We start from the raw sequence: 26483 nt of genomic DNA, 5'->3' as shown, positions 1-26483 counted from the left end.
ATTTTTGTTTTTGTAAGAGAATTGGAATAAAATAGAGATGGAACGTTGTGAAGGAGGATTACATATGTCTGAAGAAAAGAACTTGAATCAAGGTCAAGAATTCCGTGAGGGAGATATCGTCAAAGGTATCGTTGCTCAAGTTGAAGAAAAGGCAGTAACCGTATCAATTGAAGGTGCACCATTCGATGGTGTCGTACCAATCAGTGAGCTATCAAGCTTGCATGTTGATAAAGCTTCCGACGCAGTCTCAGTCGGCGACGAATTTGAATTAATCATTACAAAAGTAGAAGAAGAGAATTATGTTCTTTCAAAACGTAGAGTAGATGCTATTCATGCGTGGAAAGTGTTAACAACCAAGTTTGAAAATGGTGAAGTAATCGAATCGGAAGTAAAAGATGTCGTGAAGGGCGGCCTAGTGGTAGATTTAGGTGTACGTGGCTTCGTACCAGCATCTCTTGTAGAAGATCATTTTGTTGAATCATTTGAAGATTACAAAGGTAGAACTATGGCCTTTAAAATTGTTGAGATGGATCAACACAAAAACCGATTAATCTTATCTCATCGAGCAATCGTAGAAGGTGAAAAAGCTTCTAAAAAAGAGCAATTATTAGGCGGTATCCATGAAGGTGACGTATTTGAAGGAACTGTTCAACGATTGGCTTCATTTGGTGCATTCATCGATCTTGGTGGTGTAGATGGTTTAGTCCATATTTCACAGGTGTCTCATGGGCATGTGGAAAATGTGTCAGACGTTCTTTCGGAAGGTCAAAAGGTAACTGTTAAAGTATTGTCTGTAGACAAAGACAATGAACGTATTTCACTTTCTATTAAAGAAACATTGCCTGGGCCATGGGCAGAAGTAGAAGAGAAAGCACCAAAAGGCGCTGTACTAACAGGTACTGTTAAACGATTAGTAAACTTTGGAGCTTTTGTTGAAGTGTTCCCGGGTGTTGAAGGCTTAGTGCATATATCTCAAATTGCACATAAACACATTACAACACCACATGAAGTACTAAAAGAAGGTCAAGAAGTTGAAGTAAAAGTACTCGATGTCAATAAAAACGAGAGCCGCTTATCGTTGAGTATAAAAGCGTTGCTTGAAAATGTTGAAGAGGAAGATTTTACTGACTACGATCTACCTGAAGAAACATCAGGATTCTCTTTTGCAGATGTTATTGGTGACAAATTAAAAAATTTCTCTGAATAAAAAACGTTAAATGTAACAAATAACTATATGGGACAGGCGGGTTCTTCTCACATCCGCCTGTTTTTTTCTTGTAATGCCCTGTGTATCATTGTAATATATACATATATGATGACTTGAATTGTTGGTGATGGGGAACTTATAAGGTACCATCGCCTTTTTTGTTGTATAATATGTACTATTAGAAGTTGGAAGGATGAATAAATTATGACGAAACCGGTCGTAGCGATCGTAGGCCGTCCGAATGTCGGGAAATCGACTATTTTTAACAGAATCGTAGGTGAACGTGTATCTATCGTGGAAGATATTCCAGGAGTAACACGTGACCGTATATATAGTTCTGCGGATTGGTTAACACATGAATTTAATATTATTGACACTGGCGGAATTGATATTGGAGAAGAGCCTTTCTTAGACCAAATTCGTCACCAAGCAGAGATTGCCATGGATGAAGCAGATGTTATCATTCTGATGACAAACGGTCGTGAAGGCGTAACATTAGCTGATGAACACGTTGCGAGAATTTTATATAAAACAAAGAAACCTGTTGTTTTAGCTGTTAATAAAATTGATAATCCAGATATGCGAGAAATGATGTATGATTTCTACTCATTAGGATTTGGCGAACCATTCCCAATCTCAGGTTCACATGGCCTTGGATTAGGGGACTTACTGGATGAAGTGGCAAAACACTTCCCAGAAGATGATGAAGAGCAATATGGTGACGATGTCATAAAATTCTCTTTAATCGGCCGTCCGAATGTTGGTAAATCTTCTTTAGTAAATGCGTTTTTAGGTGATGAACGTGTCATCGTAAGTGATATTGCTGGTACAACACGTGATGCAATTGACTCACCTTATGAATTTGATGGACAAGAATACGTCATCATTGATACAGCGGGTATGCGTAAAAAAGGGAAAGTGTACGAAACTACTGAAAAATACAGTGTACTTCGAGCACTAAGAGCTATTGAACGCTCAGACGTTGTCTTAGTCGTTTTAAACGGCGAAGAAGGTATCCAAGAACAAGATAAGAAAATTGCTGGTTACGCTCATGAAGCGGGTAAAGCAGTCATTATCGTCGTAAATAAATGGGATGCTGTTGAAAAAGATGAAAAGACGATGAACCATACAACAAAAGTGATTCGCGAGCAATTCCAATACCTGGATTATGCGCCAATCGTATTCGTATCAGCGAAAACGAAAAAACGTGTTCATTCATTATTGCCAGTTGTTAACCGAGCAAATGAAAATCACTCTATGCGTATTCAATCAAGTATCTTAAATGAAGTTGTCGCGGATGCTGTTGCAAGAAACCCTGCTCCTACTGATAAAGGTCGTAGATTACGTATTTACTACGTTACTCAAGTTGCTATTAAGCCACCAACATTTGTTGTCTTTGTAAATGAACCAGAACTTATGCACTTCTCTTATGAACGTTTCTTAGAAAATCGTATTCGTGAAACATTCGATTTCGAAGGCACGCCAATTCGTTTGATTACACGTGCCCGAGGATAAAAGTTAAATCTAGTTGGGGGGATCCAAACATGGATAAAGTAACAGTTTTTGGTGCGGGCTCATGGGGCACGTCACTAGCAATAGTATTAGCTGAAAATGGACATGATTGCCTACTTTGGTCACATCGTGAAGAGCAAGCCAACGAAATTAATGAGCAACACACAAATGCGAAGTATTTACCAAGTGTACAACTACCAACTACATTAAAAGCAACACATATATTAGCAGATGCAGTTGCACATGCAGACGTGATTGTCATGGCTGTCCCTACAAAGGGTATTCGCGAAACTTGTCAAAAAATGATGAAAACTTTAGATCGTAAAATTTTATTTGTCCATGTTTCAAAAGGAATTGAACCTGATTCATTATTACGCATTTCTGAGATTATGAGAGAAGAAATAGACGAAGCTTTAATTGAAGACATTGTTGTTCTTTCTGGTCCAAGTCATGCTGAAGAAGTAGTGTTGCATCATCCTACTACTGTGGCAGCAGCGTGTGAAAACTTGGCATCTGCCGAGCGCGTCCAAGATCTGTTTATGAATCAGTATTTCCGTATTTATACGAATACAGATGTTATTGGAGTAGAAATGGGTGGTGCGTTGAAAAACGTTATTGCTTTAGCTGCCGGGGTAACTGATGGTTTAGGATATGGGGACAATGCTAAGGCGGCGCTTATTACAAGAGGTTTAGCAGAAATGTCACGCTTAGGTGTGAAAATGGGTGCAGAGCCTTTAACGTTCTCAGGACTTGCTGGTATGGGTGATTTAATCGTCACATGTACAAGTGTTCACTCACGTAACTGGCGTGCGGGGAATATGCTTGGTAAAGGTATGACGTTGCAGGAAGTATTGGACCAAATGGGCATGGTTGTAGAAGGTGTCCGTACAACAAAAGGGGCACATCAGCTAGCTGAGAAATACGATGTAATAATGCCAATCACATCAGCGCTATTTGAGGTGCTATTTGAAGAACAAAATGCTACTGAAGGTGTAGAGAAGCTAATGCAACGTATGAAAACACACGAAATGGCAGGGTTCTTTGAATAATTGTGATATTTGTCACAAAATTGTACGATAAACATAACCGTTGTAAAAGTGTTTAAAATACAGTGATATCAAGCTCTATTATTAATATGGACAAGAGGTGATGCTTCCTCACCTCTTGTTTTTTTGTGATATAATTTCATCTGTGAGAATGGAAACGGTTTCTAGTTAAGAAAGGTGGTTGGTCTGTTGTCAAGCTTAGTCCTACTAAATGGTACTCCTTTTTCTCCAATGGATATGATGTGGATATCTTTCTATTCTATTGGTTTTATGTTAGTAGCGATGGGGTTAATTTACTTAAGTCGTCATAAAATCAAAAATGCAATAGTGAGTTCAATTATAGCTTTGATCTCTTATTTATTTTTATTCATAGGTTTCTTGACGATGATGTTTGTCGTCTTCACATGGTAATCCTAAGAAAATGAGGTAAGTATATGAAAAAAATGAGAATATTATTGTTGGTGGCTGTAATAGCTACACTTTTATCTGGCTGTATGTACCCGCAATCAGAACGAGCTGAAAATCAAGTTCCAGATGAGGCACAACTAATAGTAGTCCAAAAGGCGATAGATTCTTTTAGAAAGACTTCAGGCGGATTGCTACCTATCCAAAATCGTGAAGAAAATGTAGATCAATATATTAAGTACCCTATTCAATTCGATAAATTACTAAATGGTCATTTAGACAAAATTCCTGGGAATGCCTATGAAAAGGGTGGAATTTATCAATATGTCATTTGGAATGCAGAGAGTAAAAAACCTCTTGTTAAACTAGTAGACTTACGAGGTGCAGAAATAATTCGTGAATTGAACATAAAAAAAGGTGTGAATGGTTTCGTACCAATCTCTGATAAAATTATTGGTGATATTTATCAAATGGATTATGAGAAGATGGGTTACAAAAAATCACCTTCAGTTCCAAGTCCTTATTCGGGTGTAAATCTACCTTTAGTTGTAAAAGGGAGTGGAGAAATTTGTATTGATTATTCTATTGAATTACAACGTATATTAGATGAAGATAATCCAAAAGTAAAATCAGGCGATGACATCCGTTATTTATTATCGGATAAATACGCTATTCTACCAGCCTATTCTTTACCGTATACAGTAAATAATAAGAATGAAGTCATTTTCTTAACCGATAAAAAATAACCTTCTAAAACGTTTGATGCTTTTAGCATGAAACGTTTTTTTCATGCATAGAATAGATTGCGTAGAATAGGAGGGATTCACATTTCAGAACAATTATATGAGCAAATTGTGGAGCGCACAAACGGTGATGTATATATTGGGGTAGTAGGGCCGGTACGAGTAGGAAAATCAACGTTTACAAAGCGTGTAATGGAAGTTATGGTATTGCCAAACATCACAGATGAAGCAGAGCGATTACGAGCACAGGACGAGCTGCCTCAAAGCTCTCCAGGCCCTGTAATAATGACAGCTGAACCTAAATTCGTCCCAGCTAAAGGAACACAAATTGCAGTAGGAGAAGGGCCTCTTACGATGCAAATTAGGCTGGCTGATTGTGTGGGTTATATTATTGACGGTGTGAAGGGATATGAAGACGAAAATGGTCCGAAATTAGTTCACACGCCGTGGCATAATGAGCCAATTCCTTTCCAGGAAGCAGCTAGAATTGGAACAGATAAAGTCATCCGTGATCATTCAAATATTGGTATTGTTGTTACTACAGATGGCTCTGTCAATGGTATTCCAAGGCAGGCAGCTGAAAAAGCAGAAATTGAAATAATTGAGCAACTTCAGTCAATAGGTAAGCCATTTGTTGTGGTAATAAATAGTAAAATGCCCGCACATAAAGATACTGTGGCGCTGAAAAATGAGCTGTCAGATCGCTATCAGGTACCAGTAATTAGTACTTCTGCGGATCAAATGAGTGTGCAAGAAGTAAATGAAATTTTGAAAGAAGCACTTTACGAATTTCCAATTACATCAATCGAAGTGGAGCGCCCTGATTGGATGGAGGTCATTGGAGAAACGAATCCTATTAATATCTCTTTAAATGATGCTATCGCTACATGGAGTGATTCCGTGACGAAAATACGAGATGTCAAACATATTGCAACTAAATTAAGTGAAGAAGATTATATTTCTAATGCAGAAGTGACCGATGTCAATCCAGGCATGGGTAGTGCAAGAATTACTCTTCAAGTAAAAAATGATATATATCAATCAATTTGTGAACAATTTTTGGATGAACCGGTGGTTACAAAAAAAGAATGGTTGTTATTTATTAAAGAATCACAGGAAGCTAGACAGGCTCATAAACGCTTCCATGAAGCTATTGAAAAGGCTAAAAAAGACGGTTATGGAGTCACTCTACCTAATATGCAAGAACTTGAACCAACACCACCAGAAATCATTAAACAAAATAATTTCTTTGGTGTACGCATGAAGGCAAATGCACCGTCTTATCATATTTTACGTATCGATATGGAAGCAGAATTTGCTCCGTTAATAGGGTCTGAGTTTCATAGTCAGCAGCTATTAAAAGATTTGAAACACGGATATTATCATGATAGAGATGCACTTTGGAATACCCAATTATTTGGTACACCGCTTTATGAGGTCATGAAGGAAAGTATAGCTTATAAAACAAATGCTGTGCCAGCTCATGCAAAAACGAGAATGCGTCAAACTATTGAACGAATGGTAAACCAAGGTGACCGTGGCATGGTAACTTTCATTTTGTAATTACCAGTTTACTTATAAATAAAGCAAAAAATTCCTTTTTGTGACCGTGCAAAAAGGTTTTTTTGCGTTTTATAGGGATTATATTTGCTTAAACTAGGTAAAAGGAGTATAAATATTGTTGCATAGGGTTTTCGGTTGTGATAATCTTTTTACATGATTGAGTCAATGCCCCTTGAGAGGAGGTGAATGGTGTGAATAAAACAGAATTAGTTAACTCTGTTGCTGAAGCTGCAGGTCTTTCTAAAAAAGACGCTTCTAAAGCAGTTGAAGCAGTATTTGATACAATTCAAGAAGCTCTTACAACGGGTGATAAAGTACAATTAATCGGTTTTGGTAACTTTGAAGTACGTGAACGTGCGGCTCGTAAAGGTCGTAACCCACAATCAGGTGAAGAAATCGAAATCGCTGCTAGCAAAGTGCCTGCTTTCAAACCAGGTAAAGCGCTTAAAGATGCTGTCAAATAATAGTATCTAGGGTACATAGAACAGCTTTCTCCGGAAGGCTGTTCTTTTTGTTTGCTCTTATCTAGTCTATTTTTTTGATAAAATAGCACACTAGAAATGAACAAGAAATATGTAATTCTTGTTCATTTCTGGTATGAGGAGCAGGGAATTGTAATAACTCCTGCTGGTATTTAGCGTTAAAGATACTTTTTGTTTTAGAATTATTCACTTTTTTAGTTTCGTATGTTATATAGTTAGATAGCTTTTAAATGTAAAATGGTGAATAAATGAGTTCTTGAATTTAGAGGGTACTTAAGAGGACAGAGATATTCTCTACAAAACTTCCAGCTAGAATTGATAGAGTAGGGTTTGTAACGAAAAGCGAATATTGACCTATTTAGTTGAGTAAATCAAAAAATATAAAACCAATAGAGTTTTGATAAAAAAGCAATGGATAAATCACCAAAAATACCCGCTCTAATATTAGGCAATGCATTTTGCATTTTGCTTTGATTGTGCTAACATCACAAGGTAACTAGTAATGCATATATAATGGGGGATTAATGTTGACTACTACGGATTTAAATAAAATAGAACAAGCGATTAAAATGATTCTCGAAGCAGTTGGAGAAGATCCGAATCGTGAAGGGCTTTTAGATACACCAAAGCGTGTTGCAAAAATGTATCAAGAAATGTTCTCAGGATTGCATGAAGATCCAAAAAAATATTTTGAAACAGTTTTCCATGAAGGTCATGATGAGGTTGTCCTTGTGAAGGATATCCCATTCTTCTCAATGTGTGAACATCATTTAGTACCGTTTTATGGTAAAGCGCATATTGCATACATACCAAAAGATGGCGTTGTAGCAGGTTTAAGTAAATTAGCAAGAACTGTCGAAACAGTATCGCATCGTCCGCAATTGCAAGAACGAATTACTGCAACAATTGCTGATACGTTGATGGAAATGCTGAATCCACAAGGTGTTTATGTGGTTGTTGAAGCAGAGCATATGTGCATGACAATGCGAGGAATTAAAAAGCCTGGAGCAAAAACTATCACATCTGTAGCAAAAGGAATCTTTGAAGAAGACGACGTAAAACGATCAGAAATACTATCATTCATTCAAATGTCTTAAAATAGCCCATTATTTGTGATATGATGAACAAAGGAAATAATGGAGCAAGGAGAATGTTGATATGTCTCAGAATGACTATATAGTAATCCGTGCAGAAGAAGATGGCGTTCATGTGATCGGTTTAACTCGCGGTACAGATACAAAGTTTCATCACTCCGAAAAATTAGATAGCGGAGAAATTATGATTGCACAATTTACAGAGCATACATCAGCTATGAAAATTCGTGGTAAAGCAGAAATTCATACAGCTTATGGCGTCGTAAATAGTGAAGCAAAAAAATAATCATAAACTTAAATTTTTAAAAAACTAGTATGGCACGAAAATTATATAAATGTTCCGTAAAGTATATGACAACAGGAAATGAACTGAAATGGAGAAAAGTTTATGAATGCAACTATCATTGATAACAAAATACAAGAATTACAAGCCGATATTTTAATGCAATTGCATCATAGAACGCTCCTCAAATATACAGGTCAGCCCATCGTTGAAAATGAGACATTGTTTTATCTATTGTTGCCATTCCTGAATGGTGAAATATGGACAAATGAGCAAGATGAAGTATCTACAACAATTGGTATTATTTACACTGCACTTCATGCGCATGACCAAATAGATGAAGTGGACGCTACATCGAAGGACCAACAATTAACTGTTTTAGCAGGAGACTTTTATAGTGGCATATATTATCAACTATTGTCTAAGATACCTAATATCCCTCTGATTCGCTCATTATCGAATGGTATCGTTGATATTAGTGAAAAAAAGACGGCTATCTATGAACCAACTATTCGACCTATAGCAGAATGGTTGGATGCATTAACTGTCATCGAATCGAAGTCTATTGAACAATTTATGAAACATTATCATTTAGACCAATATATTCCACTGGTGCAGCAAGGCTTATTATTAAATAGACTAGCTTATGAATTGCGAAGCTTACAAGAAACACATATGAAGACTCGCATAGTGGCAGCTATTGAGAAAAGTGAGCAATTTACTTCTACGAAGAGATCAGTAGAGAGAATTTTAGAAGAATTAGTATCAGAGCTTTCATCTACATTTACTCGAAGTATTTCAACTTCTCCATTTCTTCAAGATGAAGTGAAAACGCTCATTGTAAATCGCATGCCACGAATTGCATGTGAACATCAAACGACGAGAGAAGGTTGAAAACAGTGTCGCAATCTAAAGAAGAACGCGTACATGAAGTGTTTGAGAATATCTCTGATAGCTACGACAAAATGAACTCTGTCATTAGCTTTCAATTACACAAAAAATGGCGCAAAGATACGATGAATCGTATGCAAGTTAAGCCAGGCTCTAAAGCTTTAGACGTTTGCTGTGGTACGGCAGACTGGACGATTACTATGGCAGAAGCTGTTGGTGAAACTGGACAAGTAACTGGTCTTGATTTTAGTCAAAACATGTTAAATGTAGGCATCGAGAAAACAAAAGCTTATCCTCAAATAAATCTTATACAAGGGAATGCCATGGAATTGCCTTTCTCAGATAATTCATTTGAATATGTAACAATTGGTTTTGGGCTTCGAAATGTACCAGATTATATGCAAGTGTTGAGTGAGATAAACCGTGTGTTGAAGCCAGGTGGCATGGCAGTTTGTTTAGAAACATCACAATCAGAGATTCCTGGGTATCGTCAATTATTTAGATTATATTTCAAATATATTATGCCGATTTTTGGTAAGCTATTTGCTAAAAGTTATAAAGAGTATTCATGGTTACAAGAATCTGCAGATGAATTCCCGGGTATGAAGCAATTGAAGAAGATGTTCGAGCAAGTAGGCTTCGAAAATGTGAAATATAAAGCATATAGTGGTGGAGCTGCTGCTATGCATATGGGCTTTAAAAAAGAAAACTAGGTGGGAGAAGGTTTATTCACGTGGAAAAGATGAAGTTAAAACTACTCTATTCTGATTTGAAATCAGATATAGAAATCATCGAAAAAGAATTAGAAACAGCGTTGAATTCGTCTTCTCACTTCTTGAATGATGCTTCTCTTCACTTGCTAAAAGCTGGAGGGAAAAGAATTCGCCCCGTTTTCGTTTTACTTGCGGCTAAATTTGGTCAGTATGATATTGAACTGATAAAAAAAGTAGCAGTATCATTGGAATTGATTCATATGGCTTCGCTCGTTCATGATGATGTTATTGATGATTCGGAAATGAGAAGAGGAAGACCTACAGTTAAATCTCAATGGAATAACAGAGTGGCAATGTACACTGGCGACTTTATTTTTGCACGAGCATTGCAATATATTACTGATATCGATAATCCGAAAGCGCATCAAATTTTATCAGAAACAATGGTAGAGATTTGTATTGGAGAGGTTATCCAAATCGAGGATAAAATGCAACTCGATCAAAATATGCGAGACTATTTTAGAAGGATTAAACGCAAAACCGCATTACTTATAGCATCTAGTTGCCATCTAGGTGCTGTTGTTGCGGGCGCAGACGAACGCGTTGCAACCCAATTAAAGAGATTCGGTTATTTTGTCGGGATGTCTTTCCAGATTATCGACGATATTCTTGATTTGACATCAACAGACAAACAACTTGGTAAGCCAGCAGGAAGTGATTTACTACAAGGGAATATTACTTTGCCCGTTTTGTTAGTGAAAGATGATCCTGCAATACGTCCTCTCATTGAAAAGGCGTTGGCTGGGACAATGACCGAAAATGAAAGACAAGAGTTTCTCGGGAAGATTCGTGCATCAGAAGCAATTAAGAAGGCGAAGAAGATAAGCGACATATATTTGCATAAAGCATTACGTGAAGTTGAAGCTCTTCCACAAAATTCGATCAATAAGTCTTTGCGTGATATCGCATTATATATGGGTAAGCGCAAATTTTAATACTATATGTTGAACTATCTGTCGTACAATGATAATATTTTACGGTGGGTATAAAACCTGTAAACATTTCTTAAGGAGTTGTATTTTAACAATGGCTATTCAAAAAACTTTTTTAATGGTTAAACCTGATGGCGTTAAACGTCAATTAGTAGGTGAAATCGTAGATCGTTTCGAACGTAAAGGTTTCGAACTTAAAGGCGCTAAATTAATGCAAATTACTGAAGAGCTTGCAAAAAAACACTATGCAGAACATGCTGAACGTCCATTCTTCGGTGAATTAGTAGAATTCATCACTTCTGGCCCTGTATTTGCAATGGTATGGGAAGGCGAAAATGTAATCTCTGTTGCACGTTTAATGATGGGCGCTACAAACCCTGCTGAATCAGCACCAGGAACAATTCGTGGAGATTACTCTACAACTGTTTCTCACAACGTTATTCACGGTTCAGATTCTTTAGCTGCTGCTGAACGTGAAATCGGTTTATTCTTCAACGAAAACGAATTAGTATAATTCATATTTTCAAAGCTGTTCGCAATTTTGCGGACGGCTTTTTTAATTTCATTGAAATAAATAGTTATATAGATTTGTTTAAATTGTCAAACAAGTCTGCATAACTACTGTTTAAGAAATTACCTATATCCGATATAATAGAACTAGGTTGAAGGAGAGGGAAGATACGCTTATGACGGATTACGAACAATTTGTAGAAAAAATCAAGAGAAAGACAAGTATTGACCTAGCTTTATATAAAGAGGCTCAAATGAAAAGACGTTTAACATCTTTGTATGAAAAAAAGGGCTTTAAAAGCTTCATCGATTTTTTTAATGCATTAGACAAAGATCGTGCACTACTAGATGAATTTTTGGATCGAATGACTATTAATGTTTCCGAATTTTATCGTAACGGCAAAAGATGGGAAGTTCTTCAAAACAAAATATTCCCTCGTCTATTACAGCAAAAGAAGAAATTGAAAATTTGGAGTGCCGCTTGTTCTACAGGTGAAGAACCGTATTCTTTAGCGATGACATTATCAAATCATGTGCCATTATCCCAAATCTCTATTATAGCAACAGATTTAGATGAAAATGCCATTGCAAAAGCAAAAGCGGGCGTTTATCCTGAACGCTCTTTAGCAGAAGTGCCAAGTGATATAAAAGAGCGATATTTTGAAAATGAAGGCTCTTTTTATAAGGTGAAAAACGAAATAAAAAAAACAGTCACATTTAAAAAACATAACCTATTAAAAGATACATATGAACAAAACTATGACTTAATCGTTTGCCGTAATGTGATGATATATTTCACTGAAGAAGCAAAGGATCAAATTTACGATAACTTTAGTAAGTCACTCCGTTCAGGTGGCGTATTATTTGTGGGTTCAACGGAACAAATTTTTAATCCTTCTAGATATCAATTAGATATTGAGGATACGTTCTTTTATAGAAAGCTGTAATTGTAATATGTATAGGTTAACGAGAGGACGCTTTTCGCAATTAACGCGAAAGGCGATTTTTTCTAAAATAAATAGATAATCTAAATCTATAGGAGTTTGCATAAGTTCTGTTTATTCACTGTTTTTTTGATTGAAATATGTTATAGTGAAAAACATATACTTTAGCGAGTTGAAGGGAGAAAGTGTTATGCGATACTTAACTGCAGGAGAGTCACATGGACCGCAATTAACAACAATCATTGAAGGGTTACCATCTCAATTGCCAATTACGGCAGAGTTAATAAATAAAGAATTAAAAAGACGTCAAGGAGGACATGGGCGAGGTCGTCGTATGCAGATTGAAACAGATACAGTTGAAATCTTATCAGGCGTTCGTCATGGCAGTACTTTAGGCTCTCCAGTAGCATTGGTTGTTACAAATGATGATTGGAAGCACTGGACGAAAATCATGGGGGCAGAGCCATTAGCAGAGGATGTTAATCCAGAGGAAATTAAACGTCAAATTTCCCGTCCTCGCCCTGGACATGCTGATTTAGTGGGTGGTATGAAATATGGCCATCGTGATTTACGAAATGTATTAGAACGTTCTTCTGCTCGTGAAACAACTGTTCGAGTAGCGGTTGGTGCTGTAGCAAAAGCCTTTTTAGCAGAGTTAGGAATTTCAATTGTTTCTCATGTTACTGAAATTGGTGGAATTATTGCAAATCCTGAATCTACTGCCGGCAAATCAGTCACTGAAATCCGCGCAATAATCGAAGAAGACGCATGCTATTGTGCAGATGCAGAAGCATCTCTAAAAATGGTTGAAGCAATTGATGAGGCTAAAAAAGCGGGTGATTCAATTGGTGGAGTTGTAGAAGTAATCGTAGAAGGTCTGCCAGCTGGTATAGGATCATACGTACATTATGATCGTAAGTTAGATGCAAAATTAGCAGCTGCTATGTTAAGTATCAATGCATTTAAAGGGGTAGAGTTCGGTCTAGGCTTTGAAATGGCTCATCGCAAAGGTAGCGAAGTGCATGATGAAATTATTTGGTCTGAGGAAGATGGTTATACTAGAAGTTCTAATCGCCTAGGTGGTTTAGAGGGTGGTATGACAACAGGTATGCCAATTGTTGTCCGTGGAGTAATGAAGCCAATCCCTACTTTATATAAACCGTTACAAAGTGTTGATATTGAAACGAAAGAACCATTTAAAGCAAGTGTTGAGCGCTCTGATAGTTGTGCAGTCCCTGCGGCTTCTGTTGTAGCAGAGCATGTTATTGCCTGGGAAATAGCAAATGCAGTAATGGAGCATTTCCATAGTGATCAATTACCACAGCTAAAGGAACAGCTTGCAGCGCATAAACAATATACGAAGGAGTTTTAACAATGAACATTCCAGTTAAAGCAAAATCCCATGCGTATGAAGTACAAATAAGTGCAAATAGTTTAACTGAAGCAGTTAAATCATTCGATCAACAACTCTCAAAGGCGGATAATATTATCGTCTTTACAGATGGAAATGTATGGAAATTACATAGTGAACGCTTTACAGCGGAATTTCCATACCCATTTAAAGTGAATGTATTAGCAGCGGGAGAAGATTGTAAAACATTTGAAAGCTTTTTTGCAGCGCAATCATTTTTATTGGAACATAAATGCACCCGAAAAACATTTATTTTCGCATTTGGTGGGGGAGCAGTTGGTGATTTAACGGGGTTTGTTGCATCCACATTTATGCGTGGTATTCCATTTATTCAAATTCCTACGACGATATTAGCACATGATAGTGCAGTTGGTGGTAAAACTGCCATTAACCATCCGCTAGGGAAGAATATGATTGGGGCATTTTATCAGCCACAAGGAGTGTTATATGATATTTCATATTTAACAACCTTACCAGAAAAAGAAGTACGTTCTGGTATGGCGGAAGTGATTAAGCATGCACTTATTTCAAATGAAAAGTGGTTAGCGGAATTAATGGCTACAAACTCAATTTTGGATTTCAGTCAAGCTGAGCTAGCTAAGCACCTTGAGCAAGGTATTCGCGTGAAGGCGGGGATTGTTGCAGAAGATGAGGAAGAGCATTCTGTTCGAAAGTTTTTAAACTTTGGACATACATATGGTCATGCTATTGAGGCTGCCTCGGGTTTTGGTAAATTAGCACATGGTGAAGCAGTTATGATTGGGATGGTCTATGCACTTCTTTTAAGTGAGCGATACGGAACAATATCTGCAACGGTTACACGCTCCTTCATCGAATTTGCAGTACGTAATGGCTACTCTTTTGATGCAGTTAATCAGTTTACATTTGAACAACTACAAGACTATTTAATGAAAGATAAAAAAGCAGAATACGGCATATTACAATTTGTTTTATTAAAGAAAATTGGTGAGCCGTTTGTTCAACAAATATCAATAGAAGAATGTCAAGAAATTGACGGTCTTCTTCGTGTGTTAATTAAGGAGGTGCTCGCGTGATTCGTGGAGTACGTGGAGCCATAACGGTGCAGTCTGATCAGGCGGCAATCGTTTTAGCAGAGACTGAGAAACTAATAGTTGAAATCGTGAAAGCTAATAATATTGTTGCAGAAGATGTTGCATCGGTTGTCATTTCTACGACACCTGATATTGTTTCGGCATTCCCAGCAAAAGCAGTACGTACTATGGAAGGTTGGAGTTATGTACCGGTTATGTGTATGCACGAGATGAATGTTCCTAATGCCTTGCCATTATGTATTCGAGTCCTCATGCATGTGAATACGGAAATTAGTCAACAAGCGATTCGTCATATTTATTTAAATGACGCGGTTAAATTAAGACCAGATTTAGCAAAGTAATCAACTACTGAGAAAGAGGCGAACGTTCGATGAAATGGAAAGAACAAATCACAGGTATGAAAGCATATCAACCTGGAAAATCAATTGATGCAGTGAAAAAAGATTTTGGCTTAGATGAAATTGTTAAATTAGCATCTAATGAAAATCCATTTGGTAGCTCACCAAAAGTACGTGAATTTTTAGCAAATGAATCATTTAACTTTGCGTTGTATCCTGATGGTTACGCAACGAACTTACGTGCAGCAGTGGCTAATAAACTAGGCGTAGAAGAAAATGAATTAATTTTTGGTAACGGTTCTGACGAATTAATCAGTATTATTACACGTGCATTATTGTATCCAGGTGTTAATACTGTCATGGCAAAACCGACATTTTCACAATACGGCCTTAATGCAAAAATCGAAGGTGCTGAAATTCGTGAAGTACCTTTAGTAGAAGGTAATCATGATTTAGATGCGATGCTTGCAGCAATTGATGGAAATACAGCTGTTGTGTGGGTTTGTAGCCCGAATAATCCAACAGGTGTAGTGATAGAAGATGCGCCATTACAAGCATTCCTGAAGAAAGTTCCGTCTGATGTATTGGTTGTGTTAGATGAAGCGTATTTTGAGTATGTTACAAACGCTAGACATAAAGATACAATCCCGTATATTCAAGACTATCCAAATATCATCATTTTAAGAACGTTCTCTAAAGCATATGGTCTTGCAGCTTTTCGTGTAGGATATGGTATTGCCAATAAAGAGTTAATTGCAAAATTGGATCCAGTGCGTGGACCTTTTAATAATACAGTTTTAAGCCAAGCAATCGCACAAGTTGCATTAGAAGATGATGTTTTTATCCAAAAATGTCGCGAGGAAAATAATAAAGGTAAAAAACAAATCGAAGAATTTTGTGAAAAAAATAATCTACACTACTTTAAAACTAATACAAATTTCATCCTAATAGAAGTGAAAGTTGATAGCGATGTTGTTTTCCAAGAATTAATGAAACGTGGTTTTATTATCCGTAGTGGTAATGCATTAGGTACACCAGGCTATATTCGTGTGACAATTGGTACTCAAGCTCAAAATGAGGCTTTCTTAATACAATTAGAGGAAGTATTACAGGAGCAAGGAGTTTTTTCATGAAACAAACTGTTCTTGTTGTAGGGCTTGGCCTAATAGGTGGATCGATTGCATTAGCTCTACAAAAATCACCGAATGTTAGAGTGCTTGGCTTTGATGCCAATTCAGACACTTTACAAAGTGCAAAAGTACTGGGCGTCGTCCAAGATGTAACGAAAAATCCAGAGGAAACAGCAAAAAAAGTAGATGTTATTATTTTTGCAACACCTGTAAATGCAACGCTAGAATGGATGGAGTCTCTTAAATCTTGGGGACTTCCAACTGCTACAATTGTGACAGATACAGGCAGTACAAAGTCTTTGATTATGGAAAAAGCATATGAGCTTCGCGAAAATGGTGTTACCTTTATAGGTGGCCATCCTATGGCAGGTTCCCATAAAAGTGGTGTATTAGCGGCTAAGCCTTATCTTTTTGAAAATGCGTATTATATGCTCACACCTTTAGAAGATGAGGACGAAGAAAAGATTGATATACTGCAGAATTTACTAATGTATACTAGTGCTAAATTAATGCGTGTTTCAGCTTCTGAACATGATCATATGACATCCGTAGTAAGTCATTTTCCGCACATCGTGGCAGCCTCTTTAGTACATCAATTACATGCTGAGGGAGCTGATAACCCTATAACAAAAATGTTAGCAGCAGGGGGCTTTCGAGATTTAACACGGATTGCGTCTTCTAATCCTATTCTATGGCGCGATATAACGATGCAAAATCGCCAACAAATTGCAGGGCAATTGGCTGAGTGGCAAGCTGAAATGAAGCGTGTAGAGGACCTTCTGATTACAGGAGAGGCAACTCAGATTGAGGATTATTTTGCAAAAGCTAAATCGGTGCGTGATGAGTTACCGATTAGTTCTCAAGGTGCAATGTACATGACCTATGATTTATATGTAGATGTACCTGATTATCCTGGTAGTATTGCTGAAATTACAGCTTATCTAGCTGAAGAACAAATAAGTATTACGAATATTCGTATCGTGGAAACACGAGAAGATGTCTTCGGTATTTTAGTTGTTAGTTTCCAAAATACAGAAGATCGTGAACGTGCTGCTGCTTGTATACAAAAGCGCAGCCCATACGAAATTTATATTTCATAAAGGGAAGGTGAATAGAATGGTGAAGAGTAAATCTTTAGATTACAATAAGCCAACATTACGTGGGAAAATAACGGTTCCAGGTGATAAGTCAGTATCTCATCGTTCTATTATGTTCGGAGGAATTGCGAAAGGACGCACGACGGTAAGTGGTTTTTTACTTGGTGATGATTGTTTAAATACAATTGCTTGTTTCCGCAAACTAGGTGTACAGATTGAACTGAAAGGTACAAATGTCGTTATCGAGAGTAATGGCATGGCTACTTGGCAGGAACCAACTGATGTTTTATATACCGGGAATTCTGGTACAACAACACGCTTAATGCTTGGTTTGCTGGCGGGCTCTAAAATCCATACAGTTTTAAATGGAGACGAGTCCATTGCTAAGCGTCCTATGAAACGCGTCATAAATCCATTAAGAGAAATGGGTGCTAAAATAACAGGGCGAATGGATGGCCAATTTACGCCTCTTGCCATTCAAGGCACGAAGCTACAGGCAATTGACTATACAATGCCAGTGGCAAGTGCGCAAGTGAAGTCTGCAATTCTATTAGCTGGCATTAATGTAGAAGGAACGACAATTATTCGGGAGAAGGAAGTTTCACGTGATCATACAGAGCGTATGCTTCGCCAATTTGGTGCGGAAATTACTACTGAAGACGGCATTGTGTCACTAAAAGGTGGTCAACAATTGACTGCTACTCATGTTGCTGTACCTGGAGACATTTCTTCTGCAGCGTTTTTCCTTGTTGCGGGAGCGGTTGCTGAAAATAGTGAAATAACGTTAGATAACGTTGGTTTAAATCCTACACGAACAGGTATTATTGATGTGTTGCAAGAAATGAATGCTAAAATGTCAATTGAAATTAATGATAAGTCAGCTGCTGAACCAACTGGAACTATCACTGTTTCGACATCGGAATTACAAGGGACGACAATTGGTGGTGACGTTATTCCTCGACTCATCGACGAAATCCCAATTCTTGCATTATTAGCAACACAGGCAAATGGACAAACCGTTATTAAAGATGCGGAAGAGCTGAAGGTAAAAGAAACAGACCGTATTACAGCGGTTGTGGATGAATTGAAAAAGCTTGGCGCAGATATAGTAGCGACAGATGATGGCATGATTATTAATGGACCCACACCATTAACTGGTAGTACTATTCGAACGTATGGAGATCACCGTATTGGCATGATGGCAGCAATTGCCGCACTAATTACTGAAGGTGCAGTCGAATTAGATGATGCTGACTGTATTGCAGTCTCTTACCCAACATTCTTTGAAGATGTACAAGCTGTAAGTAATTGAATAGATTAAAAGCGAAAACTCTCCGCAAAATAGGAGGGTTTTTCCTTGTACATAAAGAATTTGTGATGTAGCATAATGATTGAAAATAATGAGAATAGGTGAAGCATTTGGATATTCAAAACAAAATGATAGAAGTAATTGAGCAAGGGAATTTAGAAGGTATACAAGATTTAATGGAAGAGCTTAAAATACAGGCTGACCCAAATGTACAGTATGAAATTGCAGAACTGTTAGTGAATTATGGTTTTATAACGGAAGCAGATCAATTATTTGAACATTTACAATTTTTGTTTCCGGAAGAAACACAATTAAAAATTGACCGAGCAGTGTTGCTAATGGACATTGGAAAAGAGGACGAGGCATTAGAAATGTTCATGTCTGTGCGTCCTGACGAACCAGAATATCCTCAAGTTTTATTAGCATTGGCGGATTATTATCAAATGCAAGGACTATATGAGGTCGCTGAGCAACGTATTAACGAGGCATTAGAATTATTGCCTACTGAACCTTTATTGCGTTTTGCGAAGGCAGAGCTCCTTTTAGAGCTAGGTCGTTTAGCGGAAGCAGCACGTCTTTATGGTGAGCTTTACGAGGAACATGAAGAGATTGCGGGTATTCGATTAGTCGAACGTCTTGCAGAAGTACATCGCACGGGTGCGGCGTTTGAAGAAGCCTTAACATATTATTTGAAAGCTCTTGATTATCATGTTGCACCTGATCTTTTATTTGGAGCAGCATATTCGGCATTCCAAACACAAATGTATGAAACTTCAATCAAACATTTAGAAGAGTTAAAAGAAGTAGATCAGGATTATTTTGCAGCGTATTTATTATTAGCAGAAAGTTACGCGATGCAAGAAGAAAATAAAAAAGCATTGGAAATAATTCAAGAAGGCATTAAACGTGATGAATATGACAAAGAATTATATTTATTTGCAGGAAAGATGGCTTTGAAAAATAGTCTACCAAAAGAAGCTGAACAATATTTACGCGAAGCGGTTGCACTTGATGGAGAATATATGGAGGCTATTTTAACGCTCGTTTCACTGTTAGCGCAAGATGAACGTGATGAAGAGGTTGTTGAATTAATCGAAACTTTACGTAATGATGATTTTGATTGGTCTACATTATCTGCTTTTGCGGCACAATCGTATGACCGCCTAGAAGATTATAATCGTGCATACGAATTTTATACTTTGGCATATAATGATTATAAGGAAGATCCAGCATTTTTAGAAAAGTACGCGTATTTTTTAATCGAAGATGGCAAACGTGGGGAAGCTCACGAAGTCGTAAAACGATTAGTAGCACTACAGCCTGATGAGCCGACTTGGTTGGATCTCTTACAAACTTTCGAGTGAGAGGGGGAATCGGTATGACCGCTTCCGTTTCTGTGATGGATAAAAAGGTTTTCGTTCATTGGTTTCTAAAGCGTTATCAGTTAAAGCGACGTGAATGTGTCTGGATTTTAAATTATTTACTTGGACACGATGAATTACTAGAGCATGTACATTTTGTTGAGGAAGCACATTATTGTCCACGAGCAATGGTCATGTCAACGACTGAATCATCGGGTATTCCATTTCGATTTTATAAAGGTAATATAATGACAGCAGACGCTGAGAAATCATTCCACGATTTGAGGATGCACCCAGAAGAAGAAATGTATATTCAACTTAATTTCCCAAAACTACCACCAAGTAGCGAATACTTAGCGGTTCTTGAAGAGAACCCTCATATGCCAAAGTATTTGCATATTAGTGAAAAGGACCGCATGTTAGCAGAGGAAATATTGAACAATAGTATGAAGTCTTTTAGAGAAGAAACGATTTTAAAGCAAATCGATGAAGCCTTAGATAATAATGATAAAGAGAAGTTTTATGAATTATCGGCATTACTTAATGTCTTAAAAAATGTGAATGAATAGAAAAAACTTCATCCTTTAGATGAAGTTTTTTCTCAGGAGGAAATAAAAATGTTTTGGATTGGCAAAGATGTAGAAGTATTCTCAGCACAAAAGGAATTTATAGACACAGCAATCGTGCCATTAACAGTTATTGATGGGTCTCCGATTGGAATGAAACAGAGTGCATCATCAGCAGAATTTTTAATGTCGTTAACCGCTTTTGTTGAACAGCAGTTTAAAGGACGAATTATGATAATGCCACCATTCAGTTATACAAATGGTATGATGAAAAAGGACTATATTCAGGCAATAGACCAAGAATTAAAGTTGGCTGGATTTAAATATGTCTTTTATATGACATCAGATCATAGTTGGACAAGCGCTGCGCCTGAGCTATCTGTTTTATGGCTACCATCTATACCACTTGGTGATATGGATCAATCAGTAAAACAGTCAGTATTAAGTGATCAAATTCGACAAGTAGTACCAATGCTATCATCTAAATGGTCAGAGTTGTAAGTTTCTTTCATGAAATGTTCACAAATCATGACAAAAGTGTCGAATGCGTTATTGACCTTCCATTTTGATTGATATATCATAGATATGTCCTAGTATTACTATTTTGTATAAGTTTGTCCGTTGGACTTACCTTTAAAGTTAGAGGGGGGAAAAGTATGAGTAACAATCGTGTAACAAGACGTCAATTTCTAAACTACACACTAACAGGTGTTGGTGGTTTCATGGCTGCTGGTATGTTAATGCCAATGGTTCGCTTTGCGGTTGATCCGGTATTGCAGAAAAAAGAAGGCGGAGATTTCGTATTAACTAAGCAAAAAGTCTCTGAATTAACAAAAGCTCCTGTTAAAGTTGACTTTACTTTTGAACAAGTTGACGCTTGGTACAAATCTGATGTTACAAGTACAGCGTGGGTTTACAAAGAAGGCGACAAAGTTATCGCTCTTTCACCTGTATGTAAGCATTTAGGATGTACTGTAAACTGGGAAGGTGACCCAGCACACAAAAACCAATTCTTCTGTCCATGTCACGGTGGCCGATACGAGAAAAATGGTGAGAACATCAAAGGTACTCCACCACTTGGGCCGTTAGATGAGTTCGAAGTAAAAGAAAAAGACGGTCTATTAATGATCGGGAAAACAAGACCAAATACTTTAGTTTAAATGTAAGGGGGTACGACATCAGTGCTAAATAAAATCTATGATTGGGTCGATGAACGCTTAGATATCACACCAATTTGGCGCGATATAGCTGACCACGAAGTGCCAGAACACGTTAACCCTGCACATCATTTTTCTGCATTCGTATATTGTTTTGGGGGCTTAACGTTCTTCGTTACAGTTATTCAAATCCTTTCAGGTATGTTTTTAACAATGTACTATGTTCCGGATATTGAAAATGCATGGAAATCTGTTTACTACCTTCAAAATGAAGTAGCATTCGGTGAGATTGTGCGTGGGATGCATCACTGGGGAGCTTCACTCGTAATTGTCATGATGTTCTTACATACATTACGTGTATTCTTCACAGGTTCTTACAAAAAACCTCGTGAACTTAACTGGATTGTTGGGGTTCTAATTTTCGCAGTAATGTTAGGTCTTGGCTTTACAGGTTACTTACTTCCTTGGGATATGAAAGCGTTATTTGCGACTAAAGTAGGAATTGAAATTGCTGCATCTGTACCATTTATTGGTGAAGCAATCAAAGTTTTACTTGCCGGAGATGCAACTATCCTCGGAGCACAAACATTAACAAGATTCTTTGCGATTCATGTATTCTTCTTACCAGCTGCTTTGCTTGGGTTGCTTGCAGCACACTTTGTAATGATTCGCAGACAAGGTATTTCAGGTCCATTATAGTATTTAAATGAACTTGAAGAATTACTAAAGGAGGGGACACAATGCATCGCGGAAAAGGAATGAAATTCGTAGGGGATTCTCGTGTGCCATATAAGGCAAACAGAACTAACACTCCACCAGACTATTCCGAATATCCGGGAAAAACAGAACCATTCTGGCCAGACTTTTTACTAAAAGAATGGATGGTTGGTGCTGTATTCCTAATTGGTTATTTAATCTTAACTGTTGCTCACCCGTCTCCACTTGAGGCACAGGCTGATCCAACAAACACAGGTTATATACCTTTACCGGACTGGTATTTCTTATTCTTATACCAATTACTTAAATATGAATACGCTTCAGGTCCATATAACATTATCGGAGCTATGGTAATACCAGGTATCGCTTTCGGAGCCCTGTTATTAGCACCATTCTTGGATAGAGGACCAGAACGTCGCCCAATGAAACGCCCACTTCCAGTAGCGTTCATGTTATTAGCAATTGCTTCTATGGTTTTCTTAACTTGGGAATCTGTAGTTAACCATGACTGGAAAGCAGCTGCAAAACAAGGTGCGATTGTTGAAACAGTCGAATTCGATAAAGAGTCAGATGGCTATAAAGTTTATGCTGGACAATCTTGTATTAACTGTCATGGTGAAAACCTTGAGGGTGGTGCAGGTCCATCATTAATGAACACTGGATTAACTGCTGATGAAGTAGCTAAGATTGCTCATGAGGGTATCGGTGGCATGCCTCCAGATCAATATAAGGGTTCTGATGAAGATCTTAAAAAGCTTGCTGAGTTTATTGAAAGCTTAAAAGCTGAATAATACTTTATCAATTGAAAGAGTCAGGTAACTGGCTCTTTTTTTAGTTTTTGTTGTATTGTCATAAAGTATATTTAAATGATACCCATATGCATAACTGCAAATATCACTTATACTATTTATATACAAGTGAATGATTCAAATTCACTTGTAAATACTAAATAATACATATTTCATATTGAAAAGGGAGTAATAATATGCCTTCTATTGTTTCGAAATGTTGGGTCATCCTAACACATCGTTCGTTTTTATGGCTTTTATTAATTATCAATGTGGTCGGTACAATTTGGGGCTATGATTGGTATGGCTGGCAATTAGAAATGACTAAACCAATATTTCTTATTTTTGTGCCAGATAGCCCTACTGCAAGCCTCTTTTTTAGTATAGCAATTGTCGGCTGGTTGCTTGGACGACATTGGAAATTAATAGAGGCACTCGCTTTAATAACGCTTGTTAAGTATGGTCTGTGGGCTGTTGTGATGAACATTTGGGCACTAATTGAAGACGGTTCAATTGGATGGATGGGATGGATGTTAATCTTTTCGCATTTTATGATGGCTGTTCAAGGGATTTTGTATTTACCAGCTTACCGTTTCTCATTTATCCATGTATGGATTGCAGCGATCTGGACATTGCATAATGATGTCATTGATTATGTTTTTGGTCAAATGCCAATTTATCATATGTTGTCAGATTATGTGCAAACTATTGGTTACTTCACTTTTTGGTTGTCTATTTGTTGTATATCAATTGCATTTTGGACAGCTAAAAAAAGCTTTTCATTTGCTCAAAGGTCATCGACACCTTAAAATAATAGTAAGCTAGTGTTAGGAGGATGGTTAGTTTGTCAACTGCGATGTACATCGTATATTTTATCGTATTATTACTGTTACCGATTTACGCTCAAATGAAAGTAAAAAAAACGTATAAACGGTACTCACAAGTTCGTTCAACTTCTGGTATGACTGGTGCTGAAGTTGCAAGATTAATCTTAGATCAGAATGGGTTAAGTAATGTCCGCGTAGTAGAACAACAAGGTTTTTTATCTGACCACTATAATCCAGAAACAAAAACGGTTGCTCTATCTACTCACAACTATCATGAAGCTTCTGTAGCAGGAACTGCTGTAGCAGCCCATGAATGCGGACACGCAATACAACATAAAGAAGCATATTCTTTTTTAACATTACGATCTCGATTAGTTCCTGTAGCAAATATTTCTTCAAATGCATCATGGATTTTCATTATGATTGGTTTAATTGCAACTATGCAACCTTTGTTACTAGTGGGAATCGTATTGCTTGCGGCAGGAGTTGTATTCCAATTAGTTACATTACCAGTTGAATTCGATGCTTCAAAACGTGCAATGAATCAGATTGTTGAACATGGTATTATCCGTAACGAAGAAGAGCCATATGCAAGAAAAGTTTTAAGTGCAGCAGCATTAACTTATGTTGCAGCGGCTGCGACTGCTGTTATGGAATTGCTTCGTTTAGTGTTAATTTACACGGGTATGAATAACGAAGACTAAAAATTAACTGTACTACTACAAAATGGAAGACCTTTGAACTGAGAAATCAGTCAAAGGTCTTTTTTGGTATAAAAATGGGAAATTATGTGGTGAAAAACAGATAAAATCAAAATAATGTTAGAAAACTCGGTTACTTTGTAGTCAAACTGTAATATATCTGTAATTGAAATAGCATTGTTTATTACAATTAATTTCTGTAAAGTTAGTCTTGTAGAAAAAACAATTACTAAATTAAAAAAATAAATCAACTTATAATAGTTTGAATAAATATTGGAGAGTTTAAATCAATGAAAAAGAAAAATCTATTTACAGCAATTACAGCAGGTACATTAGCTTTAACGATTTCATTTACGGGATTAACAAATGGTCAACAAAATACAGCTTCTGCAGAATCACTAACAACTTCGAATAATGATGTACATAAATCAAATGCGATCACAATGGTTGCTAGTTCAAAAGCTACTAAAATTAGCGGCAAATATAAAACAACAGCAGCTTTAAATATGCGTACTAGTGCTAATACAACTTCAAAAGTATTATTAACTGCTAAAAAAGGTGCTGTAGTTAAAGCAACTTATAAGAAAAAAGTCAAAGGTACAACTTGGTATAAAGTTTCTTATAACGGTAAAACAGGTTGGATGTCTTCAGCATATTTAACAAAATATAAAAAAGTAAGCAAAGTTTCAAATAGTGAAACTGGATCAGATATTATTAATGCTGGTAGAAAATACTTAGGCGTACCTTATGTTTGGGGAGGTACTTCACCTTCTGGATTCGATTGCAGTGGTTTCACACAATATGTGTACAAACAAGCTGGACAAGGTACAATACCTCGTAACAGTCGTGCGCAACGTGCAGCAGCAGCCTATACAAGTAACCCACAAGTTGGAGATTTAATCTTCTTCTCTGAAAATCCTGGTGGAGATTATATTACACACGTAGGATTATATGCGGGTAATGGTCAAGTTTTACATGCTGCAGGTAACAAAGTTCAATATCAAAGTATCGCAAAAGGTAGTTACTGGGGTCCACGTATCATGAGTTATGGTACTTTCCGTTAAAATAAAGTTAAAGCCCGCAACAGTGGAGAAATTCCAGTGTTGCGGGCTTTTTTTATCTTATAATCTGTTTAATTATAATATTGATATTCGACTAATTTTAACATCTCCAACCTACTTAAACCCAAGCCTATGTAATAGTCCGGATGTACTACTAATAAGTATTGCTATTAAAAATGAAAATAATTAAATAGATATTAATCCTATTAATTGTTTTTCTTATTTGGCTTGATTTCCAAATGAATTGAGAAACTAGCCGCTACGAACATTAACACAAAAAAATAACCGAAAGCGTGGCTTTATAGAAGATTGATGTAATCAATAAGACGAGAGAACTAATGATGATTACACGTAGTAATGTATCTGTTTTTTACTTGGATTAAAAAAATCATGAAGAATACTAAGTAAGTAACAAAATCCGAAAAATATAAGATACTCATAAACAAACACACGTTTTATATAATCTGGAATACCGAAATAAATTAATTCAAATGTTAAAATATGTAGCACTACATATTTTGCATATTTGCTAAAGAAGTCTGACAAAGTATCACCACTTTTA

29 protein-coding genes are annotated in these 26483 nt (G+C 36.9%); all 29 read left to right on the top strand.

The genetic code is table 11. The features are described from left to right. The first annotated feature begins 64 nt into the window (after nucleotides 1-64). On the top strand, nucleotides 65-1207 hold the full coding sequence (rpsA, locus tag ACQKM9_RS15200; protein WP_427735181.1) for a 30S ribosomal protein S1: 1143 nt from the start codon (nucleotides 65-67) through the stop codon (nucleotides 1205-1207). A 204-nt stretch (nucleotides 1208-1411) separates the two neighbouring features. Then, nucleotides 1412-2722 (top strand): ribosome biogenesis GTPase Der, encoded by a 1311-nt coding sequence (der, locus tag ACQKM9_RS15195; protein WP_427735180.1) that lies wholly within the window; start codon nucleotides 1412-1414, stop codon nucleotides 2720-2722. 29 nt (nucleotides 2723-2751) lie between these two features. Continuing rightward, entirely contained in the window at nucleotides 2752-3768 is a 1017-nt protein-coding gene (locus ACQKM9_RS15190; RefSeq protein WP_427735179.1) for an NAD(P)H-dependent glycerol-3-phosphate dehydrogenase, read from the top strand. Nucleotides 3769-3954: 186 nt separating this feature from the next. After that, nucleotides 3955-4176: a DUF2768 domain-containing protein gene (locus ACQKM9_RS15185; RefSeq protein ID WP_227752011.1), complete on the top strand. Its 222-nt coding sequence runs from the start codon at nucleotides 3955-3957 to the stop codon at nucleotides 4174-4176. A gap of 23 nt (nucleotides 4177-4199) precedes the next feature. Beyond that, nucleotides 4200-4916 carry a hypothetical protein gene (locus ACQKM9_RS15180; RefSeq protein WP_427735177.1) on the top strand — a complete coding sequence of 239 codons (717 nt, stop codon included), beginning with the start codon at nucleotides 4200-4202 and terminating at the stop codon, nucleotides 4914-4916. A gap of 57 nt (nucleotides 4917-4973) precedes the next feature. Then, the gene (gene spoIVA, locus ACQKM9_RS15175) at nucleotides 4974-6476 is read left to right on the top strand and encodes a stage IV sporulation protein A (protein WP_427735176.1); all 1503 of its coding nucleotides are present in this window, start codon (nucleotides 4974-4976) and stop codon (nucleotides 6474-6476) included. Between the two features lie 191 nt (nucleotides 6477-6667). Next, on the top strand, nucleotides 6668-6940 hold the full coding sequence (locus ACQKM9_RS15170) for an HU family DNA-binding protein (protein WP_038190738.1): 273 nt from the start codon (nucleotides 6668-6670) through the stop codon (nucleotides 6938-6940). Between the two features lie 545 nt (nucleotides 6941-7485). Continuing rightward, nucleotides 7486-8055: a GTP cyclohydrolase I FolE gene (folE, locus tag ACQKM9_RS15165; protein ID WP_083446215.1), complete on the top strand. Its 570-nt coding sequence runs from the start codon at nucleotides 7486-7488 to the stop codon at nucleotides 8053-8055. 61 nt (nucleotides 8056-8116) lie between these two features. Then, on the top strand, nucleotides 8117-8338 hold the full coding sequence (gene mtrB, locus ACQKM9_RS15160; RefSeq protein WP_038190686.1) for a trp RNA-binding attenuation protein MtrB: 222 nt from the start codon (nucleotides 8117-8119) through the stop codon (nucleotides 8336-8338). A gap of 102 nt (nucleotides 8339-8440) precedes the next feature. Further along, nucleotides 8441-9229, top strand: coding sequence for a heptaprenyl diphosphate synthase component 1 (locus tag ACQKM9_RS15155; RefSeq protein WP_427735175.1), 789 nt, complete (start codon nucleotides 8441-8443; stop codon nucleotides 9227-9229). Nucleotides 9230-9234: 5 nt separating this feature from the next. Beyond that, nucleotides 9235-9939, top strand: a complete 705-nt coding sequence (locus tag ACQKM9_RS15150) for a demethylmenaquinone methyltransferase (protein WP_427735174.1) — start codon at nucleotides 9235-9237, stop codon at nucleotides 9937-9939. 20 nt (nucleotides 9940-9959) lie between these two features. Continuing rightward, the gene (hepT, locus tag ACQKM9_RS15145; RefSeq protein WP_427735173.1) at nucleotides 9960-10934 is read left to right on the top strand and encodes a heptaprenyl diphosphate synthase component II; all 975 of its coding nucleotides are present in this window, start codon (nucleotides 9960-9962) and stop codon (nucleotides 10932-10934) included. A gap of 91 nt (nucleotides 10935-11025) precedes the next feature. After that, complete coding sequence (gene ndk, locus ACQKM9_RS15140; RefSeq protein WP_038190677.1) at nucleotides 11026-11445, top strand: nucleoside-diphosphate kinase; 420 nt, start codon at nucleotides 11026-11028, stop codon at nucleotides 11443-11445. Between the two features lie 172 nt (nucleotides 11446-11617). After that, complete coding sequence (locus ACQKM9_RS15135; protein ID WP_427735172.1) at nucleotides 11618-12388, top strand: CheR family methyltransferase; 771 nt, start codon at nucleotides 11618-11620, stop codon at nucleotides 12386-12388. 187 nt (nucleotides 12389-12575) lie between these two features. Continuing rightward, nucleotides 12576-13757 carry a chorismate synthase gene (aroC, locus tag ACQKM9_RS15130; RefSeq protein ID WP_427735171.1) on the top strand — a complete coding sequence of 394 codons (1182 nt, stop codon included), beginning with the start codon at nucleotides 12576-12578 and terminating at the stop codon, nucleotides 13755-13757. Between the two features lie 2 nt (nucleotides 13758-13759). After that, nucleotides 13760-14851, top strand: coding sequence for a 3-dehydroquinate synthase (gene aroB, locus ACQKM9_RS15125; protein ID WP_427735170.1), 1092 nt, complete (start codon nucleotides 13760-13762; stop codon nucleotides 14849-14851). Beyond that, complete coding sequence (gene aroH, locus ACQKM9_RS15120; RefSeq protein WP_427735169.1) at nucleotides 14848-15210, top strand: chorismate mutase; 363 nt, start codon at nucleotides 14848-14850, stop codon at nucleotides 15208-15210. The genes aroB and aroH overlap by 4 nt, the downstream gene beginning before the upstream one ends. Nucleotides 15211-15239: 29 nt before the next feature. After that, entirely contained in the window at nucleotides 15240-16340 is a 1101-nt protein-coding gene (gene hisC, locus ACQKM9_RS15115) for a histidinol-phosphate transaminase (RefSeq protein WP_427735168.1), read from the top strand. Beyond that, nucleotides 16337-17437, top strand: coding sequence for a prephenate dehydrogenase (locus tag ACQKM9_RS15110; RefSeq protein WP_427735167.1), 1101 nt, complete (start codon nucleotides 16337-16339; stop codon nucleotides 17435-17437). Before hisC ends, ACQKM9_RS15110 begins: the two co-directional genes overlap by 4 nt. A 16-nt stretch (nucleotides 17438-17453) precedes the next feature. Then, complete coding sequence (gene aroA / locus ACQKM9_RS15105) at nucleotides 17454-18746, top strand: 3-phosphoshikimate 1-carboxyvinyltransferase (RefSeq protein WP_427735166.1); 1293 nt, start codon at nucleotides 17454-17456, stop codon at nucleotides 18744-18746. A gap of 125 nt (nucleotides 18747-18871) precedes the next feature. Continuing rightward, nucleotides 18872-20107, top strand: coding sequence for a tetratricopeptide repeat protein (locus tag ACQKM9_RS15100; protein WP_427735165.1), 1236 nt, complete (start codon nucleotides 18872-18874; stop codon nucleotides 20105-20107). A 14-nt stretch (nucleotides 20108-20121) separates the two neighbouring features. Further along, on the top strand, nucleotides 20122-20673 hold the full coding sequence (locus tag ACQKM9_RS15095; protein WP_427735164.1) for a ReoY family proteolytic degradation factor: 552 nt from the start codon (nucleotides 20122-20124) through the stop codon (nucleotides 20671-20673). Between the two features lie 48 nt (nucleotides 20674-20721). Further along, nucleotides 20722-21171, top strand: a complete 450-nt coding sequence (locus ACQKM9_RS15090) for a DUF2487 family protein (protein ID WP_427735163.1) — start codon at nucleotides 20722-20724, stop codon at nucleotides 21169-21171. A 155-nt stretch (nucleotides 21172-21326) separates the two neighbouring features. Continuing rightward, nucleotides 21327-21830 carry a ubiquinol-cytochrome c reductase iron-sulfur subunit gene (locus tag ACQKM9_RS15085; protein ID WP_390393397.1) on the top strand — a complete coding sequence of 168 codons (504 nt, stop codon included), beginning with the start codon at nucleotides 21327-21329 and terminating at the stop codon, nucleotides 21828-21830. Between the two features lie 21 nt (nucleotides 21831-21851). Then, a complete protein-coding gene (gene qcrB, locus ACQKM9_RS15080; protein WP_053417239.1) occupies nucleotides 21852-22526 on the top strand; it encodes a menaquinol-cytochrome c reductase cytochrome b subunit in 675 nt (224 codons plus the stop codon). Between the two features lie 41 nt (nucleotides 22527-22567). Beyond that, nucleotides 22568-23335 (top strand): c-type cytochrome, encoded by a 768-nt coding sequence (locus ACQKM9_RS15075; protein ID WP_427735162.1) that lies wholly within the window; start codon nucleotides 22568-22570, stop codon nucleotides 23333-23335. Between the two features lie 194 nt (nucleotides 23336-23529). Continuing rightward, on the top strand, nucleotides 23530-24141 hold the full coding sequence (locus ACQKM9_RS15070; protein ID WP_427735161.1) for a DUF1405 domain-containing protein: 612 nt from the start codon (nucleotides 23530-23532) through the stop codon (nucleotides 24139-24141). Between the two features lie 47 nt (nucleotides 24142-24188). Then, nucleotides 24189-24863, top strand: a complete 675-nt coding sequence (locus ACQKM9_RS15065; RefSeq protein ID WP_427735200.1) for a zinc metallopeptidase — start codon at nucleotides 24189-24191, stop codon at nucleotides 24861-24863. Between the two features lie 287 nt (nucleotides 24864-25150). Beyond that, a complete protein-coding gene (locus ACQKM9_RS15060; RefSeq protein WP_427735160.1) occupies nucleotides 25151-25924 on the top strand; it encodes a C40 family peptidase in 774 nt (257 codons plus the stop codon). The last annotated feature ends 559 nt before the right edge of the window (nucleotides 25925-26483 follow it).

It is taken from the genome of Viridibacillus sp. NPDC093762, assembly GCF_050279675.1.
Classification (GTDB): Bacteria; Bacillota; Bacilli; order Bacillales_A; family Planococcaceae; genus Viridibacillus.
The sequence above is the reverse complement of the archived record's forward strand: the minus strand, read 5'-3'. Positions and strand labels throughout refer to the sequence as shown.